Source organism: Lysinibacillus sp. FSL K6-0232 (assembly GCF_038008325.1).
Lineage (GTDB): Bacteria > Bacillota > Bacilli > Bacillales_A > Planococcaceae > Lysinibacillus.
The window spans coordinates 1,638,110-1,663,051 of record NZ_JBBOYW010000001.1; the positions used below are offsets into that span (position 1 = coordinate 1,638,110).

Sequence of the window (24,942 nt, forward strand, 5' to 3'; positions counted from 1 at the left end):
AAAGGGCGATGCTTCTACAAAATAAGGATGAAATCGACATTGCAAGAAATGTGACGAATCGCAAAGGGGTGGGCAATACTTAAATGCATTTTTGTAGGGAAGATTTTAGGAGAAATAAAATATGGGGGGATATCATGTGATTTTTACACAAGATTTTACAGCTGTTGGAGGAAGCTTGGCTTGGTCAGCAGTGGTGGCTATTGTGCCGATTCTTTATTTCTTTTGGGCGTTAGCCATTAAAAAGATGAAGGGTTACATGGCGGGGCTAACAACGCTTCTTGTATCATTAGTATTGGCGATTTTTGCCTTTAAAGTGCCTGCTGCAACAGCCGTTATGTCTGCTACACAGGGCGCAGTTTATGGACTGATTCCAATTGGATGGATTATTATCACATCTGTTTTTTTATATAATCTTACGGTAAAAACAGGGAAATTTAATATTATTCGGCACTCCGTATTATCCATTACAGAGGATCGACGTATTCAAGCATTGCTTGTGGCATTTTCATTCGGTGCATTTTTAGAGGGAGCGGCGGGCTTTGGTGCACCTGTTGCTATCTCAGCCGCGCTATTAGTGGGATTAGGCTTTAATCCACTGTATGCTGCTGGGCTTTGCCTGATTGCGAATACAGCTCCTGTGGCATTTGGAGCAATTGGTGTACCGATCACTGCGATGGAGGGGCCAACAGGTATATCTGCATTGGAAATTTCAAAAATGGTTGGACGTCAATTACCATTTTTAGCGGTGTTTATTCCATTCTTTTTAGTTTTTATTATGGTAGGGTTTAAAAAGGCCTGGGAGGTTATGCCCGCTATTTTAGTGTCAGGGATTTCCTTTGCGGTGACACAATATTTAAGCTCCAACTTCCTTGGACCTGAATTACCAGATGTATTATCGGCTTTAGTATCTTTATTTGCATTAGCAATTTTTATGAAGTTTTGGCAACCAAAAACGATTTACCGCTTTGCATCAGAGCGCGAGGCAGCGACTACAGCATTCAAAACCGAATCGTATAGCGGGGCAGCGATTGTAAAGGCTTGGTCACCATTTATTATTTTAACGCTCTTTATTTCCTTCTGGGGAATTCCAGCAATCAAAAGCGCCTTAATAGGTCATTATGAAGGTGCTAATAGTTTATTGAAAGGTGTCAATACGTTAGGACAAGCACTAACATTTATGCCAGAAGTACCTTTTTTACATAATCAAGTATTAAATGGTACAACAGGTGAGCCAATTGCAGCAGTATATAAGCTCGAATTACTAGGGGCAGCGGGTACAGCTATTTTATTAGCAGCGATCGTGACAAAATTTATGTTACAAATTTCGTGGCGCGACTGGAGCAAAACATTTGTGGAAACCGTGAATGAAATTAAATTCCCGCTGCTTACCATTTGCTGTGTTGTTGGCTATGCTTATGTGACAAATACAGCAGGTATGATGACAACACTTGCCTTAGTGCTAGCAAAAACAGGCGCACTGTTCCCATTTTTCTCGCCTGTGCTTGGATGGCTTGGGGTATTTATTACAGGCTCGGATACATCCTCCAATGTATTATTTGCCAAGCTGCAGCAGGTAACAGCAGAATCCATTGGTATGGACCCTGTGCTGGCGCTTGCCGCAAACTCATCGGGTGGGGTGACAGGGAAAATGATTTCACCACAATCGATTGCAGTAGCTGCGGCAGCCGTTGGACTTGTAGGCAGAGAATCAGAATTGCTGCGCTTTGCCGTGAAATATAGTATTTTGCTACTGCTATTTATTTGTATTTTGACATACCTACAAAGCAATGTTTTAGCTTGGATGATTCCATAAAAAGTAAGGTGAAAGGATGGAAACGGTTAACGTTCGCCATCCTTTTTATTGATGGAGTATTGACAGAAAATCTGAAGGAGCGCATAATGCAGAAAGAAAACTTGTTTGGCAGGGATTTCTTATAAATCTCATGATTTTGCCATGAAACGTTCACAGGCAGGAAGGGCGCATTTTATAGTGTTTTTTGGTACGATGGATGCAGTAACTGTAAGGAGCGATTTCAACATATGGGGTCTGATATTAATGTATTTTTAGCTTTTGGTGCAGGCTTTTTAAGCTTTATTTCACCTTGTACGCTTCCCTTGTATCCAGTATTTTTATCGTACATAACGGGAATGACATTAGATGAGCTAAAATCGGAAAAGGGTATGTTACAAAAACGTGCTATTTTCCACACACTATTCTTTTTACTAGGATTTTCAATTATTTTTATTGTAATTGGGGTGGGCGCATCTTTATTCGCCAACTTTTTCCATAATTATCAAACATTATTACGCCAGGTTGGCGCTATTTTAATTGTTGTATTTGGGTTAATGATTGTGGGACTATTACAAATTGACTTTTTAATGAAGGATCATAAAATCCAATTTAAAAATAGACCATCTGGCTATTTCGGGTCGGTATTAATTGGTATTGCTTTTGCAGCAGGGTGGACACCGTGTACAGGTCCAATTTTAATGTCGATTACAATGCTAGCTGGCACAAACCCAGGTGCAGGCTTTAGCTATATGCTTGCCTATTATTTAGGCTTTGCGATACCGTTCTTCGTGCTATCCTTCTTTATTGCACGTCTAACATGGATTCGCACACATAGCCAAAAAATTGTGAAAATCGGCGGTTATATTATGATTGCTGTAGGGATTTTATTGTTCTTTGATGGATTAACGTATATTACACGTATATTAGAGCCTATTTTCGGTGGATTTACAGGCTTTTAATTTGTTAAACTAAAGAAGGCTATACCATAATAACGTGGAGGGAGATGAACAGATGCCTACAGTTTTAGTAGTGGACGATACGTTATTTATGCGTGTTGCCATCAGTAATATGTTTACAGAATGGGGTTATGAGGTCGTTGGAAAGGCAGTGAATGGTAAAGAAGCTGTGGTAATGTATCGAGCGTTACAGCCAGATTTAGTAACGATGGATGTAACGATGCCCGTTATGAATGGTATTGCAGCAGTAAAAAAAATTATCCCTGAATTTCCAGATGCAAAAATTATTATGATTACAGCGCTTGGTCAGCAAAAGCTTATTGTAGAAGCGATTGAAAGCGGGGCAAAGGATTTTATTACAAAGCCCTTTGAGCCAGAAAGATTAAAGGCTGTGGCCGATCAATTATTGGGACAAAATTGCTAATTAGACATTAGAGGAGGACTTTTTATGTTAAGCAGCATCCCTTCTCACTATTATGTTATCGGGTCAACCATCATGGCCATTGTAATGGGAAGCTTTGTGATGGTTATACGAATGCGAGCTTCCAAAATGCCAACAAATGAGAAGAAAATTATAATTCCACCGATTGCTATGTCTTCAGGTGCGCTGATGTTTTTATTTGAGCAATTTCGAGTGCCGCCTATGCAAATTTTAGAGGCAGCCGCTGTAGGAATGGTGTTCTCGATAATTTTAATTGCGACTTCGAAATTTGAAGTAAAGGGTCGAGATATTTATTTAAAACGTTCAAAGGCATTTGCTTTTATATTAATTGGTTTGTTAATATTCCGCGTGGTGGCGAAAATAATTTTAAGTAGCTCCATCGATGTTGGGGAATTAGCAGGTATGTTCTGGATTTTAGCCTTTGCCATGTTACTACCTTGGCGAATAGCCATGCTAATCCAGTTTAAAAAAATAAAAAAAACAATCCCACAACTACACTAGTATGCATGCTAGTGTAGTTTTTTGTTGGATAGAGCGGCAAAAGTGACGATTAGAACCTGCAAATAAACGGATAGCACATGTGCTAAAGGCAAGAAAAATGCTGCACGAAATTTCGTGCAGCGATGTGATTATTCGAATAAATGCTCGTATGGAGCGATATCAATTTGCATTTCCTCTAATTTTTTGCGTAAAAATTTATGGTCACGCTTTGGGGTTGCTTGTATATAGCCTCGAATAATAAGGTCGTGATTAATAGCCTTTGCTTTTTCTTCTAAAGCAAGCTCGCCAATTTTCCCAGCGATTTTTTCCTTTGCGACCTGTCTAAAAAGCTCAGGTACAGGGCTTACAAGCTCATATAGCAGCTCCTTTTCAGCTTGTCCCCATAAGTGAATCGTTTTATCTAAATAATATTCTTGCCAATCTAAATCAGATTTGCCATCCTGCTTTGGCAATGCCTTTAAAAACTTGCGGAACATGAAAAATCCGCCAATCGCCATCAATGAAATAAGAACGACAACCCAAAATAAAATAAACCATAAAAACCAACCTTGTAACAAATCGTTCACCTCTTTGCCTTCTCTCATTCTATTATAAGAGCTTACGATAAAAAATTCATCTTTAATTGTCCCTTTTTTAGCAAGAAGTCTGTATATAGTGTGTAAGAAAGGGGGGATGTTCCATGGCAAACATTACCTTTGTTAATGCCACATTGCGCCTGAAGTATCAGATTGGCTATGATGAAAAAAACGAACCGCAATTCGCCACAAAATCGTATCGCAATCTGAACAGCACACATAGCACAGATGATTTAGTGGCAGTTGGCAATGCTATTGCTAGCTTATCAACACTGCCACTTGCCAGCATTGAAAAGCAAGAAACAACACATTTATCTTAGAGGGAGGTTATCCGATGACACAAGTATTAGAGCTACAATTTGCCGCAGCGGATGGCAAAGCGACAACATTGACGATTGATGCACCAAGACCAGCGCTTACAGCCACTGACATTCAGCAAGTGATGGCAATCATTATTGAGAAAAATGTTTTTACAGGGCAATCAGGCGCATTAACAACTATTAAAGGAGCCCGTATTGTTGATCGTCAAGTGACAGAATTTGATGTAGCAACAGCATAATGGAGCAATGGAGTCATCTGAAAAGTCATTTTAAGATGGCTCCTTTTTTACCGTCTAGGAAAGGAGGAAGCCTCATGGAACAGTGGTTCAACATGTTATCCGATATCGGTTTTCCGATTTTAGTGTCATTTTATTTATTGCACCGCGTCGAAGTAAAGCTGGATGCGATTCATGCTGCACTCGTTTCTTTAAAATAACATGAAATGAATTTCACAAAGATGTACGAAAGCTGTCACCTTGAAGTTCTTGTCAATGTTGACAACCTACGATAGGATGAGAATAGTGTAGGTTAGGGAGAGTGTTGAGATGAAGCGTAAATTAATAGGGCTAGTCCTGCTGTTAGCCTGTACCGCTATACTAGGTGCATGTGGGAACGCAAAATTTAAGGCAGATTATAGCCTGGAAATACCTGATTTTGAGCATATCAATCAGCGTGGGGAAACGGTATCTTTAGAAAGTTTAAAAGGAAAGCCGTGGATTGGGATGTATATTTTCACAAACTGTACATCTATTTGCCCGCCAATGTCATTGAATATGGCACAAGTTCAAGAAAAGCTCCAGAAAAAAGGTGTGGAGGATTATAATATTGTAGCCTTTTCAGTTGATCCAGACGTTGATAAGCCAGAGGTGTTAGCTGATTATATTGGTAAATTCAATGTACCAGATGACTCAAAATGGAACCTTCTTACAGGGTATTCACAAAAATATATCGAACAATTTGCTGTGAAAAATACAAAGATTTTAGTAAAAGACGACCCTAACAGTGATCAAGTTATCCATGGTAATCAATTTTTCTTAGTTGATAAAGATGGGCTTTTAGTAAAAATGTACAATGGCTATGCGGAAAATATTGAAGATGTGCCTATTGATACAATTGCCTCTGATATTGAAACATATATTGATGAAAACCTATAATAAATAGCAAAAGCATGTTTTGAACAACTACAGCAAAACATGCTTTTATTGATAAGATGAAGGAAGTGGTGACAATGACTTTAGCACAAACTTATCTACAGGTTATCCAAAAAAGATTTCATATAATTAAAGAGCAAGGTGATCAAACATTAGCCCAGCTAGAAGACGAACAGTTACATTGGGCATATAATGAAGAATCCAATAGTATTGCTGTTATTGTGAAGCATATGAGTGGTAATATGATTTCACGCTGGACGGATTTTTTAACGTCAGATGGAGAGAAGCCTTCGAGAAATCGAGATGATGAGTTTATTGATAGCCTCCATACAAAAGAGGCTATTATCGCAGCTTGGGAACAGGGCTGGCAAGTATTTTTAACGGCTTTATCAAATTTAACAGTAGCTGATTTAGATGGATATATTACCATTAGAGGTGAGCAACTAGCGATTATTGATGCGATTGAAAGACAAATGGCTCATTATGCACAGCATGTTGGTCAAATCATTTATATTGCAAAGCAAGTAAAGGGTGCTGAGTGGCAAACATTAAGCATACCAAAGGGGCAATCTCAAATATTTACAGAAGCAATGCGCACAAAATATCAATCGTAAACTATAAAGGTCGTAGCTGATGAGATTTAGGTCGCTACGATTTTTTCATTGTTTGTAAAATCCAGAATAATAGGAAAATGTTAAAGCTGTTTGAAATGATAAATTTTGTCCGATAAAAGGTTTGAGAAATATAGAAAAGGAGAACAGATCATCAGAGAAGTATTTTTCACATCAAGAAATAAAAGGAGAGAATTGTATGAAACAATTCATGGGAAGCTTTAAGGGCAAGCTTTATATGTTATTCGCTCTTATTCTATTAGTTCCAGTGTTATCTGTTGGGAGTCTATCTTATTTTTCAGCCAAAGATGCCATTGAAGAGGAAATTTTATATAGTGCAAATGAAAGTGTGGCAATTTTAAATAAGCTAATCGATCAAACAATTAGTGAAAAAGTACATGATATTGATATTTTTAGTAATGATCTTCATATTCTTGAGCAATCGCAGGAGGAAGTACGTGAAGGCTTACAACAATATGCAAAGCTTCATCCTGATATTTTAAGTATTTATGTAGGTGCCCATGATGGAACCTTTACACAGGAGCCACGAATAAATGATGCAGACTACAATCCTTTGGAAAGAGATTGGTTTAAAGAGGCAGCCGCTTTAAAGGGTGAAACATTAATTACAAGCCCTTATAAAGATGCAGGTACAGAAGATATGGTTGTAACAATAGCAAAGCAGCTAGCCGATCAATCAGGTGTTGTAGCTGTTGATATTAAATTAGCAGGCTTACAAGAAGTTGCAGACTCCATTCGAATTGGTCGAAATGGCTATCCATCTATTTTCGGTGAGGATAATATGGTGATTGCACATCCTACATTACCATCAGGTGAGGCTGTCAATGAAAGCTTCCTTCAGAAAATGTACGATAGTGCATCAGGTATATATGACTATACATATAATGGTGATAGCCGTATTATGTCCTTTAATACAAATGAATTAACAGGCTGGAAAATTTCAGGAACAATTTTTGCGAGTGAAATTGATGAGGCGGCTTCAACAATTTTATTCCATACAATGCTTGTGCTTGTAGCAGCCATTATTTTAAGTACCATTGTGTTTTATTTTGTGATGAGGGCTATTATTAGACCAATTAAAGCGCTAAAAGATAGCGCAATTACGATTAGCCAAGGCGACCTAACAGCAAGCGTTACCGTGACATCCACAGATGAAATTGGACAATTGGGGCAAGCCTTTAACGATATGCAGCAAAGTTTACGTACACTTATTCAAAAAATTGAGCAAAATGCAGAAGAGGTAGCATCCTCTGCTGAACAGCTTACAGCCAATGCCAATCAAACAAGCACTGCAACGGAAAAAGTAGCGATTGCCATTCAGGATGTTGCAACAAGTGCTGATTCGCAAACTGTCAATGCTAATAAAAGCGCAGAGTCGCTGCATGAGCTATCAACAGCTATTCTGCATATGGCAGAAATCTCCTCCGCTGTTACAGACCTGACACAGGATGCAACATTACAAGCAGATGAGGGCGGACAAGCCGTTCAAAATACAAAAAATCAAATGCAATCTATTCATGCATCTGTAGCCGATTCGAATGCTAAAATTCAGACATTACACGAACGTTCACAGCAAATTACAGCGATTTTAGATGTTATTACAGGCATTGCTGACCAAACAAACTTACTGGCACTAAATGCAGCAATTGAAGCGGCAAGAGCAGGCGAGCATGGTAAAGGCTTTGCTGTAGTGGCAGATGAGGTGCGTAAGCTGGCTGAGCAGTCACAGGATTCAGCAAAGCAAATTTTTGAATTGATTCAAGGGATTCAACAGGAAACAGAGCAGTCAGTGAATATTATGGCGAAGGTAACAGAGGATGTGCAGGCAGGCTTGCATATTTCGGATGAGGCGATTGCCAAATTCCAAGTGATACTGACAAGCATGAATGAAATTATGCCTCAAATGGAGGAGGCATCCTCTGCCTCTGAGCAAATGTCTGCAAGTGTACAAGAGGTAGCGGCTGTTACAGAAAATTTAGCCTTAAGTGCGAAAGGCAATGCAGCCGCTTCAGAGGATGTAGCAGCCTCAACCGAGGAGCAATTAGCATCCATGGAAGAAATTAATGCCTCTGCGCAAGCACTAGCATCTATGGCAGATGAACTAAAGCAGCTTATTAGTCAGTTTAAATATTAATAGGAGGGGCGTCTGAAAAGTCGTTTTGAAACGCCCCCTTTGCGACGAGGATAGTGACAATGGATTGTGATTACCACAGGAGCAAGCATTGTTCGCGAATATTTAATATAGAAGCTGGGGCTGTCTGAAAAGATATATACTTTTCGGACAGCCCCTTGCGTGTTTGGTGGTGGGTAGTGCGCCAAAAACTGTATTTTCATATTAGCTGTAATATTTCATAGTCAAAAGCTATCTATGGGAACAGGTGATGTATTTTAACGTATAATAGATGATAGCATCATATTAGTGGGAGGCAGCATATGCGAGGTAAAGCAAGAGAACTAGGGATAACAATTGGTACATTACCAACAGGATCAAAAAATTGTATAACAGATGTTGCAGGTGTCCAAGTAGGTCATGTGACATTAGATCAGCCATTAGCTGCTCAAGGTGCATATGCATGTACAGGTGTGACAGCGATTTTGCCACATGATGGCAATTTATTTCAGCAGAAAGTGACAGCAGCAAGCTACGTGCTCAATGGCTTTGGCAAAACAACAGGGCTTGTGCAGGTGAATGAGCTTGGAGTGCTGGAATCGCCCATCATGCTAACAAATACATTGAGTGTGCCTGCTGTTACGCAGGGCACATTGCAATATATGCTTGAAGCAAATGAGGATATCGGTCTGATAACAGGAACCATTAATATTGTTGTAGGTGAATGCAATGATAGCTATTTAAATTCAATTCGCGCATGTGCCATTACACCTGAGCATGCAATAGAAGCCATTCGTACAGCTACCGATTCTACAGCGCAAGAAGGGGCAGTTGGGGCAGGGAAAGGGATGATGTGCTTTGGCTATAAAGGAGGAATTGGTGCATCTTCACGTCTTGTGAAGGTGGAGCAAACGGATATTTGCTATACAGTAGGCTGTATGGTGCTTAGCAATTTTGGGCAAAGTGCCGATTTTTTAGCCCATCATTATCGTGCTTCTACTTCTCAACAGTCATCAACATTAGCGCCAACAGATGGCTCCATTATGATTGTGCTTGCCACAGATGCACCACTGAGTAGTCGTCAATTAACGCGTGTTATTAAGCGTTGTGGAATAGGACTAGGCAGAACAGGCAGCCATTTTTCTCATGGTAGTGGTGATATTGTTATCGGCTTTACAACAGCACATCATATTCCACACACAACAGATCAGCTTATAGTAACACGTACACAACTACGTGAGGATCATCCAGTGATGAATCAACTATTTGCAGCAGCCGCTGAGGCTACAGAGGAGGCTATTATAAATTCACTATTTCAAGCACAAACAACAGTAGGACGGGATGGACATAAGGTGGAGGCTTATATGTATGAATCATGTGAAAAGTGACAAATAAAGGAGGGGAAGGATTGCTTCGTCCAAAACCATTAAAAAAAGGGGATACAGTGGGGCTAATCAGTGTGTCAAGTGCTGTTCCACCCGAAAATGTAAAGCCTGCTATTGCCAGTGTTGAAAGGCTAGGATTCAAGGTTATTGCTGGGGAAACATGCTATGCGCAGCATGGCTATGTAGCAGGCACGGATCAGCTACGGGCAGCGGATGTACATCGTATGTTTCAAGACCCTACAATTGACGGGATTTTTTGTATACGTGGAGGCTATGGCGCGACAAAAATTTTAGCACAGCTCGATTTTGAAATGATCAAGGCGCATCCTAAAGTATTTGCGGGCTATAGTGATGTAACAGCTTTACATATTGCCTTTAATCAGCTTTGTGGCTTTATTACGTATCATACACCAATGCCATCCACGGAGTTTATCAAGCAGGAAATGGATGTGTATACATGGCAATCATTTAAGCAGCAAACGATGGCAGTGGAACATATAAATGTGGAGAATCCAGCAGCACAGCCAATGACTACGCTTGTAGGGGGCAGTGCAGCAGGTTTGCTTACAGGGGGCAATCTAACATTAGTAACCGCATCACTTGGCACACCCTATGAAATTGATACAAAGGGAAAAATTTTATTTTTAGAGGATATTGATGAGAGCCCCCAGCGCATTGATCGAATGCTTACCCAGTTAAAGCTGGCAGGAAAGCTTGATGAGGCAGCAGGAATTTTATTAGGTGCTTGGACAAATTGTGGCACACAGTCTTCGTTACAAACTATTTTCCAGGAAATATTAGTGCCGTTAAGCAAGCCTATTATTGCCAATATTGCCTGTGGGCATTGCCTACCAACGATGTCATTGCCCTTAGGCGGCATGGTTGTGATGGATGCCGATCAGCCGCAAATTCAACTAAAAAAATGAACTATTACGAAATGTACTAGTTTGAAGTTTCAAGAATCCCCTTTATATCAAGGGTTCAGAGCATGTGGGGCTAGTTGTTAGCCCCAAAATTTGCCCCACTTACTTGTAAACTTTGACTAAACAGTGCTACAGACTGTTCTTCTAAATCCTTTAACACATGACCGTATACTTTATAGATCATATCAACAGTGTTTCCTAAACGTTGAGCAATTTCTTTTACATTCTGCCCTCCGTTTAGTAAAATTGTTGCATGAGTATGTCTTAAACCATGGATAGTAAAGTTTTCCAGCTTTTTTGCTTTTTTTATTTTATTAAAATGATAAAGTACATTACTATTAGAAATTTCTTGTCCAGTGTGTTCATTGAGAAATACATATGTTGTGTTGTTGATTTTATGACCAAATTTGAATAATAATTGTCTACACCATTTTTTATAATCTTTTAGTTGATTAATAACATATTCATCAATTAAAATTGTTCTACAACTATTTTTAGTTTTAGGTGAACGAGGACCATTTTCATCTCGAGTTTGTTCAATTGTGATGGTTTTTTTTACAAAGTCAATATTTCTCCATGTTAACCCAAGTGCCTCACCTCTACGAATCCCTGTATAAGAAATTAGTAACAAATAGTTGTATATGGTTTTATTTCCATATACTTCAATATCCTTTAGAAAAGAAACTAGTTGAGTTGGTGTTAAATAATTTTCAACTAATTCTTCTGTATCATCTGAAATTGAGATTTTTGTGAATCTATTTCGCGGTAGTATTTCTTCATCAACAGCACTATTGATGGCTATTTTAAAGATATTATGCCAAATTTGTATCGTATTCGGCTTATATTTGCCGTATGCAGGTTTTAAAAGTTTTCTTTGATAAGTAGCTCGATCTAACTTTTGAAGCTTGTAATGACCTAGTGAGGGCTTTAAATGTAATCGAATAATATACTCTCTTTGGATACGTGTTGTTTTTTTCCACTTATGATTATTGGCTTCGTACCATATGTCTAACCATTGACCGACAGTTAGTTTGTCATTTTCTACATATTTTGTTTCACCACGTAGTGTTGCAGCCTTTACTTCTAACAGGGCTTTCAATGCTGCCTTTTCTGTTTTAAAGCTACTTTTTTTCTTTTCTTTTCTAATTCCAGCTGAGTTATAAAACTTGTGACGATACATCCATAATTTTTCGCCGTTTTTATTAAAATAGTAGTATATTTCAGGTTCTTTTTTTGATTTATATAACTTCATTCAATTTCAGTCCTTTCCAGCTTGGCAGCGCGTTAGTCTGAAAATAATAAATGAAGTAGTAATGTAGAATCTTATTCGATACTACATAAATTATTATAATGGGTGTTATTACAACTTTGCAAATTGAGGTTTTTGGATTTGTTTAATGCAATTAGAAACAGGTGCTTATAAAAGCACCTGTCAGACTGTAGACAAAAGCCCATCGAGAAGTTCACTCTCGATGGCTTTTGTCATTTTTCTTCCTATTTTATCTTTAATATTTGGTAATATACTACCAAATTCAAGATACTCTTCGAGTATAGTTGCTCTCTTAAGCTACTTGCCACGTCCAAGTAGCCAGTTTCTTCAAATTCATGGCAGCAAAAGTAAGCATCGCCTGCATGGACAATTTTTTAGACCTCTTAAGGTTGTCCATCGCATACCATGCTTTTCCTTTGCATCCGCAAAGACACGCTCAATCGTTTCTTTGCGCTTTGCATAAATTTGTTTGATGTCATAGGAATGGCGTAAATGTTCAGCTTCCTCCACATATGACTCCCAGATATGGCGTTGAATGAGTTTTTGATGATGCTTACTTTCTGTACATTGGGAAAGGTTTGGACACTTCGCACAAATCAAAGGATTCGATTTATATTGCCGATATCCTCCTTTCGTCGTTGTTGCATACTTCAATATCTGCCCTTGTGGGCAAAGATAACAATTATAATGCTCGTCATATATATACTCATGCTTTCGGAAGAATCCATCTTTCGTTTTAGGTCGTGTATACGGAAGAACAGGCAACATTTGATTCTCTAATAAAAAGTTCGTAATCGCTGGTGTTTTATAGGCTGCATCTGCCGCAACAGCGATTGGTTTTTGAACGTTTTGAATGACTCTTTCAACAAGTGGCTGCAATACATGGCTATCGTGCACATTTCCCGGAGTCACAATGGCACCTAAGACAAAGCCCTTTTCATCTGTCGCTGCATGAAAGGAATACGCAAACTGCTTCGTACGTTCATCCTTCACGTAATAGCCACTCTCAGGATCTGTCGTGCTTTCCTTTATTTCTTTCCATTCTTCTTTTTCAAATTTCTCCGGGGGAAAGGGCTTTTTTCCGTGTTCCTCACGATCCATATTTAACTCTAATTGAAGCTTCTCTTCATAAGCCCGTGTTTTCCGTTCTGGTCCGCCTCAATTCGATTAGAGACCACTACTTCTCCCTGAGTTGTAATAAACCCGTTAACAATAACTGTGCTCATTGCAAACTCCCTCCCTATCACAAACCTATTACCATCGCTACTTCGCTATATTCTTCAATTTGGTGAAATACGTTTGCGAGTGGGAATTAATTCCTGTAATTAACGGAACTTTCAGGAAAAATAAAGTTTGATTTTAGTAGAGATATAGAAAGTGAAAACAGTAGTATGATAGATATAGATTGTAGAAGTAAGTATGTTATATTCATAATAAATAATTTATGCAACTATAGGATTATTTTCATAAATATGTTACATTTATCGTGAATAACTTTCATTAAAATCAAAGGAGGTTTTTAACCAATGTTCTGCTCTAAATGTGGAAGTGAGTTATCTCAAGAAACTTTGTTTTGCAGTAAATGTGGAGACAATATAAATGCAGGTAAAAATACTGAAAAGGTGAGTATTTTAACAGGAGAGATTGATAGAAAAGTAAAGATAAGTGCATTTTACGCAATCTCAATTCTTATTATGGGTGGCGCTTTAATTCCGATTCTTATGTCTATTTTTTATATTCCTAAACTACATACTTCAAATGAAATTACTATGACGCTTTTGCCGGCCGTACTTTATCTATTGGGTTATGGTGTCGCCGTTTTATTATTTTCACATTTTTTTTCAACTACGATTATCTCAAAAGTTCTAGTAAAGATTGTATTCATAGTTTATCTGCTAGAGTTCGTCTTGTTTGCATTTAATATTCCATTTCTACTGTTTGCTCTAGTTTCTATTGATTTCAACATGATAAGCGACATATGGCCAGGGCAAGTTGGTGTAGGAAATTACGTTATTACAGATGGAGAGAAAAGAAAAATGGTTCTTTCTATGATAGCTATTATTGGATTAATAATGGCTAGCTATGCATTAATAAATGCCTTGTTGTTAAAAAGATGGTTCAAAAAAGAACAAGGCGTTACTCTTAAAGAAGGGCTCAGGGACTTGTTTAAGCCAAAATTTGATATAGGCAAAGTTCTTTTTCTCTTAAAACACATTAAATAGACACCGATGAAAAACAATAGCTTAAGCAATGAGGTGAAACATTCAATATGAAAATAAGAAACGTCATAATGCCTGTTGCATTTTTGTGTACGATTATCTCAGGATGTAGTCACGAACCAGAAGAAGAACCTATAAGTGAACCTATAAGTGAAGTGGAACGAGAAATTTATACACAAGAATCAGTAGACTCTATGTTTAGCGAAGATAATTTAGAAGCAGCAAGAGAACAACTAGAAGAACAAGGTGGTTCAGATTATGTAGTACCACATCAGTACACTGCAATAGGAGAAAATCAATCAGACATAAAAGAGCTTGAAGAATCGAATATTTTAGACGGAAAAGACTCTAGCTTTGAAAAGTATGACAATTTAGGCAACATACGCCTGGATACATTAGAGATAGATTCTACTTTCGAAGAGCAAGATGAGTACACAAAAATACTGCTTACAGATCTAGGAATGGGAGACAGCTATTATGCAGAGCACTATCCTTTGTTATGGACAGCTGGCACTCACGCAGGAACACCTATCGAAGAGCATGATGATGGCTCTGCATCTTTTTATTTAGAAAAGTATAGCGTACTTGTAGAATGCTACTTTAAAGGTATTGATTCTGAAGTGAAAGAAAAAATTATTAGGAATATACAACACGCACACAACAATGATATACCTATAATTGTTTATGGAAAATATGAGCAATATCTGGATGAAGAGGGTTTTCCCAGCTACCGTCTTGTCGCTCATCAAATAGGATTTAAAGAGATTGTAAATTAATAACAAACCGCAAGCAGTGGAGGCTATCAGGCTTCTACTGCTTTTTATTTTTGACTTTTTATGTATATATAAAATTTCTTCAGATTGTAAAAATCGCTATGGAGATTGAAAAATTATAAAAATTTTCTGGGAGTACCGTAAGCCCGAAATATAAAAAATAGCGCACCTTTACGGTACGCACGACGAATGGCCAACTATCCTAGATTTTTTTCGGATAGTTGGCTATTTTGCACATGTGGCTTGAATATTATCTGACCAAGGCATGTAATTATGTAAAATTTCAGGTTGTTGATGGAACGGTAAATTTGGTAACTCCGTCATCAGCTTCACCAGGTACTGATAAAAATCAATCCCGTTTGCTTTGGCCGTTTCAGCCAAACTTAAACAGATGGCATTCGCATTGGCACCTGCTTCGCTCACAGAGAAAAGCCAGTTTTTTCGGCCAATCACATTTGGGCGAATCGCATTTTCAGCGGGATTATTGTCAATTGCGATGTGGCCGTTTTCAAGAAAGACTTTTAACTCATCCGCTCGGCTCAATGTATATTCCGCTGCTTTCGCAATCGCGTTTTTACCAAAGAAAGGAGAACGGTCTATCCAATCGAAAAATTCAGCTATGATAGGCTTTGCTTCTTGTTGACGAACTCGTACACGTTCTTCCGGTGAAAGGTGTTTAATTTTACGTTCGATGTAAAATAAACGATCGCAATATTCAACGCCTATTCGTCCGTTTTTACTATCAGCTTTCAGCCAATAACGTCGTACGTGCGCCCAACAGTTCGCGAACTGAACATTAGGCAATTGACCATAAGCCGAATAGCCGTCACAAATCACAGTCCCATTGAATCCCGCAAGTAAATTTTCTAATATAGCTCGCCCTCGTGAGAGTGCGCTCTTAAATAAAACGATAATAGGACCTTCACTTTGTACACTACGACATACCCAATTATAGGCGTTCGATTGAGCCGGTTTTCCATCCGAACGTTTAAGTATCTGTGCATATGTTTCATCCACATGCAGCACAGATTTCGCCGTCAATAGTTGCTTCATCAAATCATAAAGCGGCTGAAGCCAATCTTCTGATACACGTATTACCCAATTGGATAAATTCTTATCGTTGGTATGTAGGCCATGTCTCTCCCATTCATTTACCTGACGGTAAAGTGGCAAGTACTGGATAAACTTATCGTAGATAAGCTTTGCTAAAACAGTGGGTCCAGCAATGCTTCTTTGGATAACACCTTGTGGTGCTTTACCACGTTTGATTTGTGCTTTTTGTAGGGCATCTTTTTTACACGCTTTGCACTCATAAGTATGTTCGAAATGTTGTACACGCTTCATCGTCGCTGGAATAAATTTAGCTTCTTCACGTACCATCGTTGAACTGAATTCTACCATTTCACCAAGACAACAATCACAAGCTAAGTTAGCTGGATGATGATGAATTTCTTCAACTTCAATATCCTCACGAAATGAATCATTTCGTTTTTTATTTGTCTTTTTACGAGTAACAGTATAACTAACCGTTTCCGTGCTTTTTTCTTCTGTCTGCTCAGGTTCGCTAAAAGACGGATCGTCTTCAAATAAAGAGCCTTGTCCATCGGGCGCTTGATACTTAGATTTCTCTGATTTAGAGCCATATAAAGCTTTTGTTAATTGGCGAACCTGTTCAGTTAATGCTTCAATTTGTTTGTTTAAACTTTTATTTTGTTCTTTCGTGTAGGATAGTTGTTCTTCCAATAATTGAATTACTTTTTCATTTGAAGCGTTTCCCAAATCATTCACCACGTTTCGTTCAGTATAAGTTGTGGATGATTATACCATTTTTTATACTGCGATTAAAAGATACCTTTTACAGATTTTGCAATTGCCTTTGGCTGTTGTAGGGATAATCCTTCTAATAACCAGCGAAGTTCTTGTTGCGAAAGGTTACGCACTTCATTTTCATCTTTTGGCCATTGTAATTTTCCATTATCTAATCGTTTATAAAGCATAGCGAAGCCATCTCCATCGAAATACAAACATTTATAACGGTCCTTGCTCCATCCAGAAAACAGAAAGATAGAATCACTATACGGATCCAATTCGAAAGAATCTTGAATGAGCGTTGCGAGACCGTCAATGCCTTTACGCATATCAGTCTTACCGCATATTATGTAGATGTTTTGCACGCTCGTAAAATCCTGTTTCATCAACCATTCAGCTCCTTCATAATGGTTTGGATAATGCGCTCATCTACGCCATTAAAGAGGGAAATTTCAGCCGTAGCGGTTTTAATTACACAACTTGGCTCAGTAGTGTATTGGCTAGAATGGAACGAAGAAGTTTCAACTGGAAGAGGGTCGAGTTTGACGGGAACAATGGTTAATTTGTCCGTTGGCATAGGAATGGCACCTCCTTTGAATGATACGTTTATCGTACCGGAGGTGCCAGGTCATTTATATGCGTTATTTGATTACGGGCTTACGTAGAGTATCTAAAAGAAAGGATTGAACTGATGTGAAAAAATTTAATATACTTTGTAGCATTGACGGATGGGTAACCACTAGCAATATGAATAAGATTCAAAGTATTTCTGAGCCTTTAATAATACTTAGAAATTCAGAAACCTATTTTACAGAAGAACTTCCTTGTCAACTAGATACATTTTGTGTGTCTGTAAAAGCTTCTAATTTAGATAAGGCAGAAAAAATGGTATGGGAAAAACTCATGCTTCTAAATGATGAACTCGCTAAAAATTTCCGCAAATATGGAGTATTGAAATTTAGCAGCTATGAAACTGAAGGCGGTATTCTTGATATTGCAAAAGGAACTATTGATATTGAAAAGCTATCTCTACCAGCTGTTATTGAAAAATCGAAATTGTTGCAATTCGGAGAAATGAAAAAATATAGATTAGGCTATGATTATCTTTTTTTACCAAACAATTCATTTCAGTATAAGAGTGATTTAATTGGTGGATTGGGTCTTAATATTATGTTCAAAATTTATTTTGATGGAGAAGAAATTCTTTTTGAAAATGATGAATTGACTGACCAGGAATTTATTTTTGGTTTCAATCAAGAAAATTTAATATCAAAAGAAATAAAACAAGCTTGTTATTTATCTGAACTTCTTATTTGTTCTTATGATCAGAAAGGGGGCTTGACGATTGAACCAAATTTATATTTAATAAATCTGATTAGAATACTAAACAAGGATAGGCGATTTAGTATGGTATGGGAAATTGACTCATATACAAAAGATATTGATAAAAGTATTTTAGAACCTGAATTCATTACTGAAAAGGAATTTAATGATATACTCAATAACAATAAATTATTATTCGATAATATAGATAATAAAGTAGCACAGAGTACATCTTATTTCATAGAAGAGGTTAATGTTATATAAAGTATTTTGCAATTAACACCGTAGTTCACATATGCAATATATATGGACTTTTATAGTGAAAAGATTCGCCAAAGCTAAAGCTGGCGAATCCTTTTTATTTTATGAAATGTCTAACTATTAATGTACATTCAAAGACTTCGCGCATTGTTGTACTAAGTTCCCGTATAGTTTAAGTAGATGTAAAGCTTGTTCTATATCAGTTATGTTATGCCTCCTTTTTAATTGAGTTAATACTCATGATTAATGCTGCAGGTAATTTTAAGTTAGCTTTTCAAAATTTTTTAAAACTCAATCGCTGGTACTAAGTTTGTTAATACCATCTGTTTAGTTTTAATTCTATAACTTACACGCTGCCAAGCAATTTTTAGCCCCAATTTAGCCCCAACTATGAACATTATCCTGCATTATTTTGCAATTATACACCGTAGTTCAAATATGCAATATATCATATGGAATGTTGATACTATGGGATTTCAGTGCTATCTGCTGTTGTACTTTACATAACGTTCATAGTACGAAATGTAATAGTTCAGAAGACCTTAATAATGATAAATATTTAGCTGCTGTCCTGCCTCTAAACGATCTGAACGTAGCTGATTCCATTGTTTAATTGATGTGACTTTAACATTATGAACTTCTGCAATCTGCATTAAGGAGTCACCATCAGCGACCGTAATCGTTTTCTTATCTTTAACAGGGCTATCATATTGCTGGAGGTCGTATTTGGCAATAAGGGCATTTAATTTTTCGTTGTATGATGAATCAGTGGCATAGGAGCCTGTTAGAAATTTTGTTGCCTCTGTGTAGGATGTTGTATTGCTTTTAAAGACGCCAGCATAAAAATTTTCATTCCAAGAAACCCCATTTCGCATTAGCTTTACATAATCTTGCATGGATGCCTCATAGGAAGGGTATTTCCGAAATTCAGCCATCACAGTTGAGAGCTTGCCTGAACCATCATCTTCAACGGTTTCAAGTGTGACAGAGTTGTTTTGATAGTTGCCTTTCATACCAAAAAGATTATAGTTAGGAGCGGAGCCAAGCCCACTTTGACCATGCTGACTTTCCAAAATAGCTTGGGCTATCATCACGGACGCATATAAATCATTTTTAGCACCAAGGTCCCGTGCAGTTTCAGCAATTGTGCCAATAAACTCTTCCACACTTGGACGATCATCAATCACAACAGGCTCTTCGATTTCAGGCTGATTGAATAGCTGTGTGACCATAAAAAATGAAAGACAGATCACAACAACTGTAACGATAAATCCTTTAACAAATTTAACTACATATTTCATAGCACTGCTTGATGTTGAGCGTGACAACATCTCCCTCCCTTCTATTAAAAATTTAGCTATCTCTCATTATTGCAGAGAGTGAAAGAGAAATAAAGTGAAACTACCAATCGGGTTTTTACAGGCTGTTAATACGGGATAAAGGGATGTACGATAGAATTACTCTCATTATTAATAAAACGCTATAACGATGGATTGGTTCCTTTGCTAGTGACAGAGCAGGTGTGCATATTTTGTATTGACGTGTTTCCAAATAGTTGATAGAATTTCGTATGTAAAACTTTCATAACAGAGGTTCATAGCTTATACCCTCTATAAAAAACTATGCATAGGATCATTTTTCCTCTTACATATGATATAGAAAATAGCTGAGCCTCTTTTAAAAGTTTTGTTGTACACAACTTTGAAGGAGGCTTTTTTTGATGTCTAGTCGTACAGAACAAGAAGGTTTAGGAGATTTAACATTGTTAGGCAATCAGCAGGTGAAATATCCAATGCAATATGCGCCAGAAGTGTTGGAGGCTGTGGATAGCTTACATACAGAGCGTGATTATTTTGTGAAATTTAATTGCCCAGAATTTACAAGCTTATGCCCAATTACACAGCAGCCTGATTTTGCGACAATGTATATTTCCTATATTCCAGATAAAAAATTGGTGGAAAGCAAGTCGTTGAAGCTGTACTTATTTAGCTTCCGCAATCATGGCGATTTTCATGAGGATTGTGTGAATATTATTATGAACGATTTAATTCAGCTATTAGACCCTCGCTATATCGAGGTGTGGGGCAAATTTACGCCGCGTGGAGGCATTTCAATTGACCCGTGGTGCAACTATGGTCGTCCTGGGACAAAATATGAAAAAATTGCGGACCATCGCTTAATAAATCACGATTTATATCCAGAGAAAATTGATAATCGTTAAGATAAAGAGGTTTTTAGCAACCCTCTGAAAAAAACTAAGAAAAGAGGCTTTATGATGAAAAAGGAAAAAGCCATCGTTGTATTTAGCGGCGGGCAGGATAGCACAACTTGTTTATTTTGGGCATTGCAGCAATTTGGTGAAGTGGAGGCGGTGACATTTGATTACGGACAAAAGCATCGTTTAGAAATTGACTGTGCCAAAAACATCGCACAACAGCTTGGTGTTAAGCACCATATTTTAGATATGTCATTATTAAATCAGCTTGCGGCTAGCGCATTAACACGTGAGGATATTAACATTGAGGAAGGACAAGATGGTGAGCTGCCATCAACCTTTGTACCGGGGCGCAATTTGCTATTTTTATCCTTCGCAGGTGTACTGGCAAGCCAAGTTGGAGCAAAGCATCTTGTGACGGGTGTTTGTGAAACCGATTTTAGCGGCTATCCTGATTGCCGAGATCAGTTTGTAAAAGCATTCAATGTAACGCTTAATTTAGCGATGGATGAGCCATTTGTTTTACATACGCCATTAATGTGGCTTGACAAAGCACAGGCGTGGGCATTAGCGGATGAGCTTGATGCATTCGACTTTGTGCGAGAGCAAACACTCACTTGCTATAACGGTGTTGTGGCAGATGGCTGTGGAGAATGTCCGGCATGTAAGCTGCGGCAAAACGGGCTACAAAGCTATTTAGCGACGAAAGCGGGGCAAGAAGCATGAGAATTTTTTGTTATTTAGCTTCGATTGTGATTGCTAATGTTGTGACAGCGCGTTTTGCACCGTTGGAAATGGGCATGTTTATCGTGCCGATAGGGACATTTTTTGTTGGAGCAACATTTATATTCCGTGACCTTGTACAAAATAAATATGGACGTAAAAAAACATATTTCTTTATTTTCATTGCATTATTTTTATCCGCTGCTGTATCGTTTTCCTTAGGTGATACATTGATGATTGTGGCAGCATCAGCGCTGTCGTTTATTATTTCTGAAACAGCAGATACTGAAATTTATACACGCTTGAAGCTTCCAATGGCTTGGCGTGTGCTTTACAGCGGTACTGTAGGAGGGCTGCTTGATTCAACGGTTTTCGTTATTGTTGGGCTAAGCCCACTTGGTGCGGGCTTTCTTCCGTGGGCAGCCGTACCTGCAGCAATTGTTGGACAAATCATCGTCAAAACAGCGCTGCAACTAGTTGGTGTATGGGTCATTGTCCAAGGACAGGCATTGCGTGAGAAACGACTGGCTTAAAAAGAGGATGTGTTCAGAGAGAAATTCTGACACATCCTTTTTCCTATTTAGTAAGAGCCAAGTCGGGCACAAGCATGGGTCCATAAAAAATGGTATTATGTACCTTTAAAGTGATCAACTATTGAAAGGAAGTTTGCATTGAATACAATTTTTAGCGTCACACAAAAACAATTATATGATTTTTTATTAAATGTAGCGCCTGTACGACCTGTTTTTATATGGGGAGCACCGGGTATTGGAAAATCAGCAATCGTTGAAAATTTTGCAAGTGAATTAGGCTTGCCATGTGTTTCTTTATTGGGCAGTCAGCTAGCGCCTGAGGATATTATTGGGGTTCCGCAAATTAAGGATGGCCATAGTGTTTTCTGTCCACCGAAAATGATTGCTCGAAATGAGCCTTATTGTCTTTTTTTAGATGAATTAAATGCTTGCTCACAGGAGGTACAAAAGGCATTTTATAGCTTGATTCATGAGCAAAGGATCGGTGAGTTTATTTTACCAGAGGGAACGATTGTCATTGGAGCGGGCAATCGAGCACAGGATAGTGCCATAGTCAAGCCAATGTCCTCTGCATTAATCAATCGCATGGTGCATGTGCAGCTAAGAGCCTCTCATCGAGATTGGCTAGAATGGGCTTATGCACATGAAATTCATCCATATGTGATTGAATATATTCAAATGCGTCCAGATCATTTATGGAGTGAGCCGCCAAAAACCGAGGAGCCCTTCTCCACACCACGCTCGTGGCATATGCTAAGCGATTGCCTCTATGCCTATGGGAAGAGCTTAGGAGAAACAGATATTGATATTTTAGCAAGTAGCTGTTTATCGCCACATACGGCAAGTCAGTTTAAAGCCTTTATCAAACAAATACAAAGCAAATATGATTTAGCAAAAATTATTAATGGTGAACTACGTTGGCCAGATCAGCCTGATGAAAGAGATTTATTGTATTTTATGGCACAATCCTTGCGTGCCCAGCTTATCAAGGAGCTGCCAAATGAACATACAACATTAAAGGCGAATCAACGACAGCTTGCCTTTCGTGCCAAGGATTTAATCAAGGACCTATCAGCCATTAGCTTAGAAATTGCACAAATGGTTGTAGCAGAGCAGAAGGGTGAGGCACTGCCTGCATGGTTTATGCTAGAGGTGATTAGAGATTTACCACGTTTGGTCGCTAAAAAGGATGGGTAATAGATGGCGAAAAAAAGGAAAGCTGCACAGCAGGAACATAAAAATAGTAAAAATATTGCGCTTGGACATGCCATTGTAGCTGAGCATCCACTATTTGCGGCGCTTTGTCATGCCGTTTATTTGCAATATGAAAGTATGCCGCAAAAAGATTGGGCTTACGTGACAAGCACAGGCATGATTAGTGTCAATCAGGATCAAAAAGGACAGCCAAATGAATGGGCCTATGTGATTGCCCATTGCTTATTGCATCTTGGCTTATCCCATCATCAGCCGAAAGAACAGCCTGAATTATGGAATATTGCCTGTGATTGCTATATTACAAAATTTTTAGCAGAGCTAAAATTTGGGCAAGCACCGAAGGAGATGAATGAGCCGCTTTTTGAATCCTTTAGCTCTGAGGAGAAATTATATGAAAAATTGCTGCGCGAAGGTGTACCAGAGCATTTAAAGGGCTATAGTACAATGCCAGGGCAAACAGATTTTATCACTACAGCACGAGGCAATGATTATTTTTACAGTGGTTATCGTAGTAATTATCCGATCCTATTTGCTGAGGGCTTATCAAAGGCTGTACAAAGCGCGATTCGTGTAGCAGGAGGTGTAGATAGCACACTAGCAGGCTCAATGATTATTACGCAGGCAGAGCGTGCAAGGGCTTGGTTTATGAGCTCCTATCCATTGTTTGGCGCACTAGCCGCAGATTTTACGATTATTGAAGACCCACTTATTTGTACACGAATGGATATTTCGGTTGCAGCGATTGCAGTTGATACAAAGGAAATTTACATTAATGCTTCTGTACCGATGACGGATGAGGAAATGAGGTTTCTGATCGCCCATGAATTGCTGCATGCTGGGCTTAGTCATACTACACGCAGACAAGGGCGTGATGCATATTTATGGAATGTTGCCTGTGATTATGTCATTAATGGCTGGCTTATGGATATGAAAATTGGGGAGATGCCAGCAATTGGGGGACTCTATGACCCTGCGTTAAAGGGCTTATCAGCGGAATCCATTTATGATCGAATTGTCACTGATATAAGAATGTATCGTAAGCTGCGAACGTTTCGAGGGCAGGGTACTGTGGATATAATGGAAACAAAGCCACCTGATTTCTGGGAAGGGCAAAGAGGAATGGATTTGGATGCATTTTATAGACGAGCGCTAAGTCAAGGGCTGAGCTATCATATGGCACAGGATAGGGGCTATTTGCCACAGGGGCTTGTGGAGGAAATTCGCAGTCTTGCACAGCCACCAATTGCATGGGATGTGGAATTAGCGCGCTGGTTTGATCGTATGTTTCAGCCGATTGACAAGGTGAGAACATATGCACGACCAAGCAGAAGACAAGCATCAACGCCTGATATTGCACGCCCAAGATGGATATATCAAAGCGGCGAGGCAGATGGACGTACATTTGCGGTCATTATTGATACATCAGGCTCAATGGATCGTTTACTGTTAGGCAAGGCACTTGGTACGATTGCCAGCTATAGTATAGCAAGAGATGTACCCCTTGTACGTGTTATTTTTTGTGATGCTGTTGCCTATGATGCGGGCTATATAGCGCCTGAGGAATTGCTGACAAAGGTCAAGGTAAGGGGAAGGGGCGGCACGGTATTACAGCCTGGTATCCAGCTAATTGAAGCGGCACAGGATTTCCCAAAGGACGGTCCTATTCTTATTATTACAGATGGGCAATGTGATCGCCTGACCATTAAACGGGCACATGCCTTTGTGCTACCACAAGGAGCTAAACTACCATTTGTACCAAAGGGCGAGGTCTTTAGAATGAAATAATGGCAGCGCATAGTGAGGAAGGAGCGCAT

26 protein-coding genes, 1 pseudogene and 1 riboswitch are annotated in these 24,942 nt (G+C 38.7%); of the genes and pseudogenes, 20 read left to right on the forward strand and 7 right to left on the reverse strand.

The annotated features are described in order from the left end of the window. The first annotated feature begins 121 nt into the window (after positions 1-121). From MHB42_RS07865 to MHB42_RS07880, 4 genes are all read left to right on the forward strand, one after another. Positions 122-1,813, forward strand: a complete 1,692-nt coding sequence (locus tag MHB42_RS07865; RefSeq protein WP_340805385.1) for an L-lactate permease — start codon at positions 122-124, stop codon at positions 1,811-1,813. 227 nt (positions 1,814-2,040) lie between these two features. Further along, positions 2,041-2,751 (forward strand): cytochrome c biogenesis CcdA family protein, encoded by a 711-nt coding sequence (locus MHB42_RS07870; protein ID WP_340805386.1) that lies wholly within the window; start codon positions 2,041-2,043, stop codon positions 2,749-2,751. A 52-nt stretch (positions 2,752-2,803) separates the two neighbouring features. Continuing rightward, entirely contained in the window at positions 2,804-3,172 is a 369-nt protein-coding gene (locus tag MHB42_RS07875) for a response regulator (RefSeq protein WP_340805387.1), read from the forward strand. A gap of 24 nt (positions 3,173-3,196) precedes the next feature. Next, on the forward strand, positions 3,197-3,691 hold the full coding sequence (locus tag MHB42_RS07880; protein ID WP_340805388.1) for a CcdC family protein: 495 nt from the start codon (positions 3,197-3,199) through the stop codon (positions 3,689-3,691). 128 nt (positions 3,692-3,819) lie between these two features. On the opposite strand, the gene MHB42_RS07885 is transcribed toward MHB42_RS07880, so the two are convergent. Further along, positions 3,820-4,248: a DUF2621 domain-containing protein gene (locus MHB42_RS07885; protein WP_340808559.1), complete on the reverse strand. Its 429-nt coding sequence runs from the start codon at positions 4,246-4,248 to the stop codon at positions 3,820-3,822. A gap of 122 nt (positions 4,249-4,370) precedes the next feature. Between MHB42_RS07885 and MHB42_RS07890 the strand changes: the two genes are divergently transcribed. From MHB42_RS07890 to MHB42_RS07925, 8 genes are all read left to right on the forward strand, one after another. Continuing rightward, positions 4,371-4,586 (forward strand): DUF1659 domain-containing protein, encoded by a 216-nt coding sequence (locus MHB42_RS07890; RefSeq protein WP_340805389.1) that lies wholly within the window; start codon positions 4,371-4,373, stop codon positions 4,584-4,586. Between the two features lie 14 nt (positions 4,587-4,600). After that, positions 4,601-4,825 (forward strand): DUF2922 domain-containing protein, encoded by a 225-nt coding sequence (locus MHB42_RS07895; RefSeq protein WP_340805390.1) that lies wholly within the window; start codon positions 4,601-4,603, stop codon positions 4,823-4,825. 74 nt (positions 4,826-4,899) lie between these two features. Continuing rightward, positions 4,900-5,022: a YvrJ family protein gene (locus tag MHB42_RS07900; RefSeq protein WP_340805391.1), complete on the forward strand. Its 123-nt coding sequence runs from the start codon at positions 4,900-4,902 to the stop codon at positions 5,020-5,022. 109 nt (positions 5,023-5,131) lie between these two features. After that, positions 5,132-5,740 (forward strand): SCO family protein, encoded by a 609-nt coding sequence (locus tag MHB42_RS07905; protein WP_340805392.1) that lies wholly within the window; start codon positions 5,132-5,134, stop codon positions 5,738-5,740. Between the two features lie 74 nt (positions 5,741-5,814). Further along, positions 5,815-6,351: a DUF1572 family protein gene (locus MHB42_RS07910; RefSeq protein ID WP_340805393.1), complete on the forward strand. Its 537-nt coding sequence runs from the start codon at positions 5,815-5,817 to the stop codon at positions 6,349-6,351. Positions 6,352-6,547: 196 nt separating this feature from the next. Next, a complete protein-coding gene (locus tag MHB42_RS07915) occupies positions 6,548-8,503 on the forward strand; it encodes a methyl-accepting chemotaxis protein (RefSeq protein WP_340805394.1) in 1,956 nt (651 codons plus the stop codon). A gap of 299 nt (positions 8,504-8,802) precedes the next feature. Beyond that, complete coding sequence (locus MHB42_RS07920) at positions 8,803-9,867, forward strand: DmpA family aminopeptidase (RefSeq protein WP_340805395.1); 1,065 nt, start codon at positions 8,803-8,805, stop codon at positions 9,865-9,867. A gap of 20 nt (positions 9,868-9,887) precedes the next feature. Next, on the forward strand, positions 9,888-10,790 hold the full coding sequence (locus tag MHB42_RS07925; RefSeq protein WP_340805396.1) for a S66 peptidase family protein: 903 nt from the start codon (positions 9,888-9,890) through the stop codon (positions 10,788-10,790). 70 nt (positions 10,791-10,860) lie between these two features. On the opposite strand, the gene MHB42_RS07930 is transcribed toward MHB42_RS07925, so the two are convergent. Together MHB42_RS07930 and MHB42_RS07935 are read right to left on the reverse strand one after the other, a co-directional pair. Continuing rightward, the gene (locus MHB42_RS07930; protein WP_340805397.1) at positions 10,861-12,039 is read right to left on the reverse strand and encodes a tyrosine-type recombinase/integrase; all 1,179 of its coding nucleotides are present in this window, start codon (positions 12,037-12,039) and stop codon (positions 10,861-10,863) included. A gap of 310 nt (positions 12,040-12,349) precedes the next feature. Continuing rightward, positions 12,350-13,203 (reverse strand): annotated as a pseudogene (locus tag MHB42_RS07935) (IS1182 family transposase); the annotation flags it as partial. Positions 13,204-13,583: 380 nt separating this feature from the next. Here MHB42_RS07935 and MHB42_RS07940 point away from each other — a divergent pair. Further along, positions 13,584-14,279 carry a zinc-ribbon domain-containing protein gene (locus MHB42_RS07940; RefSeq protein ID WP_340805398.1) on the forward strand — a complete coding sequence of 232 codons (696 nt, stop codon included), beginning with the start codon at positions 13,584-13,586 and terminating at the stop codon, positions 14,277-14,279. 68 nt (positions 14,280-14,347) lie between these two features. Next, entirely contained in the window at positions 14,348-15,052 is a 705-nt protein-coding gene (locus MHB42_RS07945; protein ID WP_340805399.1) for a hypothetical protein, read from the forward strand. Positions 15,053-15,274: 222 nt separating this feature from the next. Here MHB42_RS07945 and tnpC read toward each other — a convergent pair whose 3' ends face one another. The 3 genes from tnpC to MHB42_RS07960 are packed head-to-tail and all read right to left on the reverse strand — an operon-like array spanning position 15,275 to position 17,435. Next, the gene (gene tnpC / locus MHB42_RS07950) at positions 15,275-16,837 is read right to left on the reverse strand and encodes an IS66 family transposase (protein ID WP_340805400.1); all 1,563 of its coding nucleotides are present in this window, start codon (positions 16,835-16,837) and stop codon (positions 15,275-15,277) included. A 53-nt stretch (positions 16,838-16,890) separates the two neighbouring features. Further along, positions 16,891-17,244: an IS66 family insertion sequence element accessory protein TnpB gene (gene tnpB, locus MHB42_RS07955; protein ID WP_340808560.1), complete on the reverse strand. Its 354-nt coding sequence runs from the start codon at positions 17,242-17,244 to the stop codon at positions 16,891-16,893. After that, positions 17,244-17,435, reverse strand: coding sequence for a hypothetical protein (locus MHB42_RS07960; protein WP_340805401.1), 192 nt, complete (start codon positions 17,433-17,435; stop codon positions 17,244-17,246). Before MHB42_RS07960 ends, tnpB begins: the two co-directional genes overlap by 1 nt. A 116-nt stretch (positions 17,436-17,551) precedes the next feature. Between MHB42_RS07960 and MHB42_RS07965 the strand changes: the two genes are divergently transcribed. Beyond that, on the forward strand, positions 17,552-18,445 hold the full coding sequence (locus MHB42_RS07965) for a hypothetical protein (RefSeq protein WP_340805402.1): 894 nt from the start codon (positions 17,552-17,554) through the stop codon (positions 18,443-18,445). 539 nt (positions 18,446-18,984) lie between these two features. Here MHB42_RS07965 and MHB42_RS07970 read toward each other — a convergent pair. After that, positions 18,985-19,743: a glucosaminidase domain-containing protein gene (locus tag MHB42_RS07970; protein ID WP_340805403.1), complete on the reverse strand. Its 759-nt coding sequence runs from the start codon at positions 19,741-19,743 to the stop codon at positions 18,985-18,987. A gap of 282 nt (positions 19,744-20,025) precedes the next feature. Beyond that, positions 20,026-20,072: riboswitch (PreQ1 riboswitch) on the forward strand. A gap of 90 nt (positions 20,073-20,162) precedes the next feature. Between MHB42_RS07970 and queF the strand changes: the two genes are divergently transcribed. The 5 genes from queF to MHB42_RS07995 all read left to right on the forward strand — a co-directional run bounded on the left by queF (position 20,163) and on the right by MHB42_RS07995 (position 24,913). After that, entirely contained in the window at positions 20,163-20,663 is a 501-nt protein-coding gene (gene queF, locus MHB42_RS07975; protein WP_340805404.1) for a preQ(1) synthase, read from the forward strand. Between the two features lie 54 nt (positions 20,664-20,717). After that, positions 20,718-21,383, forward strand: a complete 666-nt coding sequence (gene queC, locus MHB42_RS07980) for a 7-cyano-7-deazaguanine synthase QueC (RefSeq protein ID WP_340808561.1) — start codon at positions 20,718-20,720, stop codon at positions 21,381-21,383. Then, the gene (locus tag MHB42_RS07985; protein WP_340805405.1) at positions 21,380-21,913 is read left to right on the forward strand and encodes a VUT family protein; all 534 of its coding nucleotides are present in this window, start codon (positions 21,380-21,382) and stop codon (positions 21,911-21,913) included. The genes queC and MHB42_RS07985 overlap by 4 nt, the downstream gene beginning before the upstream one ends. A gap of 138 nt (positions 21,914-22,051) precedes the next feature. Continuing rightward, entirely contained in the window at positions 22,052-23,110 is a 1,059-nt protein-coding gene (locus MHB42_RS07990) for a MoxR family ATPase (RefSeq protein WP_340805406.1), read from the forward strand. Between the two features lie 3 nt (positions 23,111-23,113). Further along, positions 23,114-24,913 (forward strand): DUF2201 family putative metallopeptidase, encoded by a 1,800-nt coding sequence (locus tag MHB42_RS07995; protein WP_340805407.1) that lies wholly within the window; start codon positions 23,114-23,116, stop codon positions 24,911-24,913. The last annotated feature ends 29 nt before the right edge of the window (positions 24,914-24,942 follow it).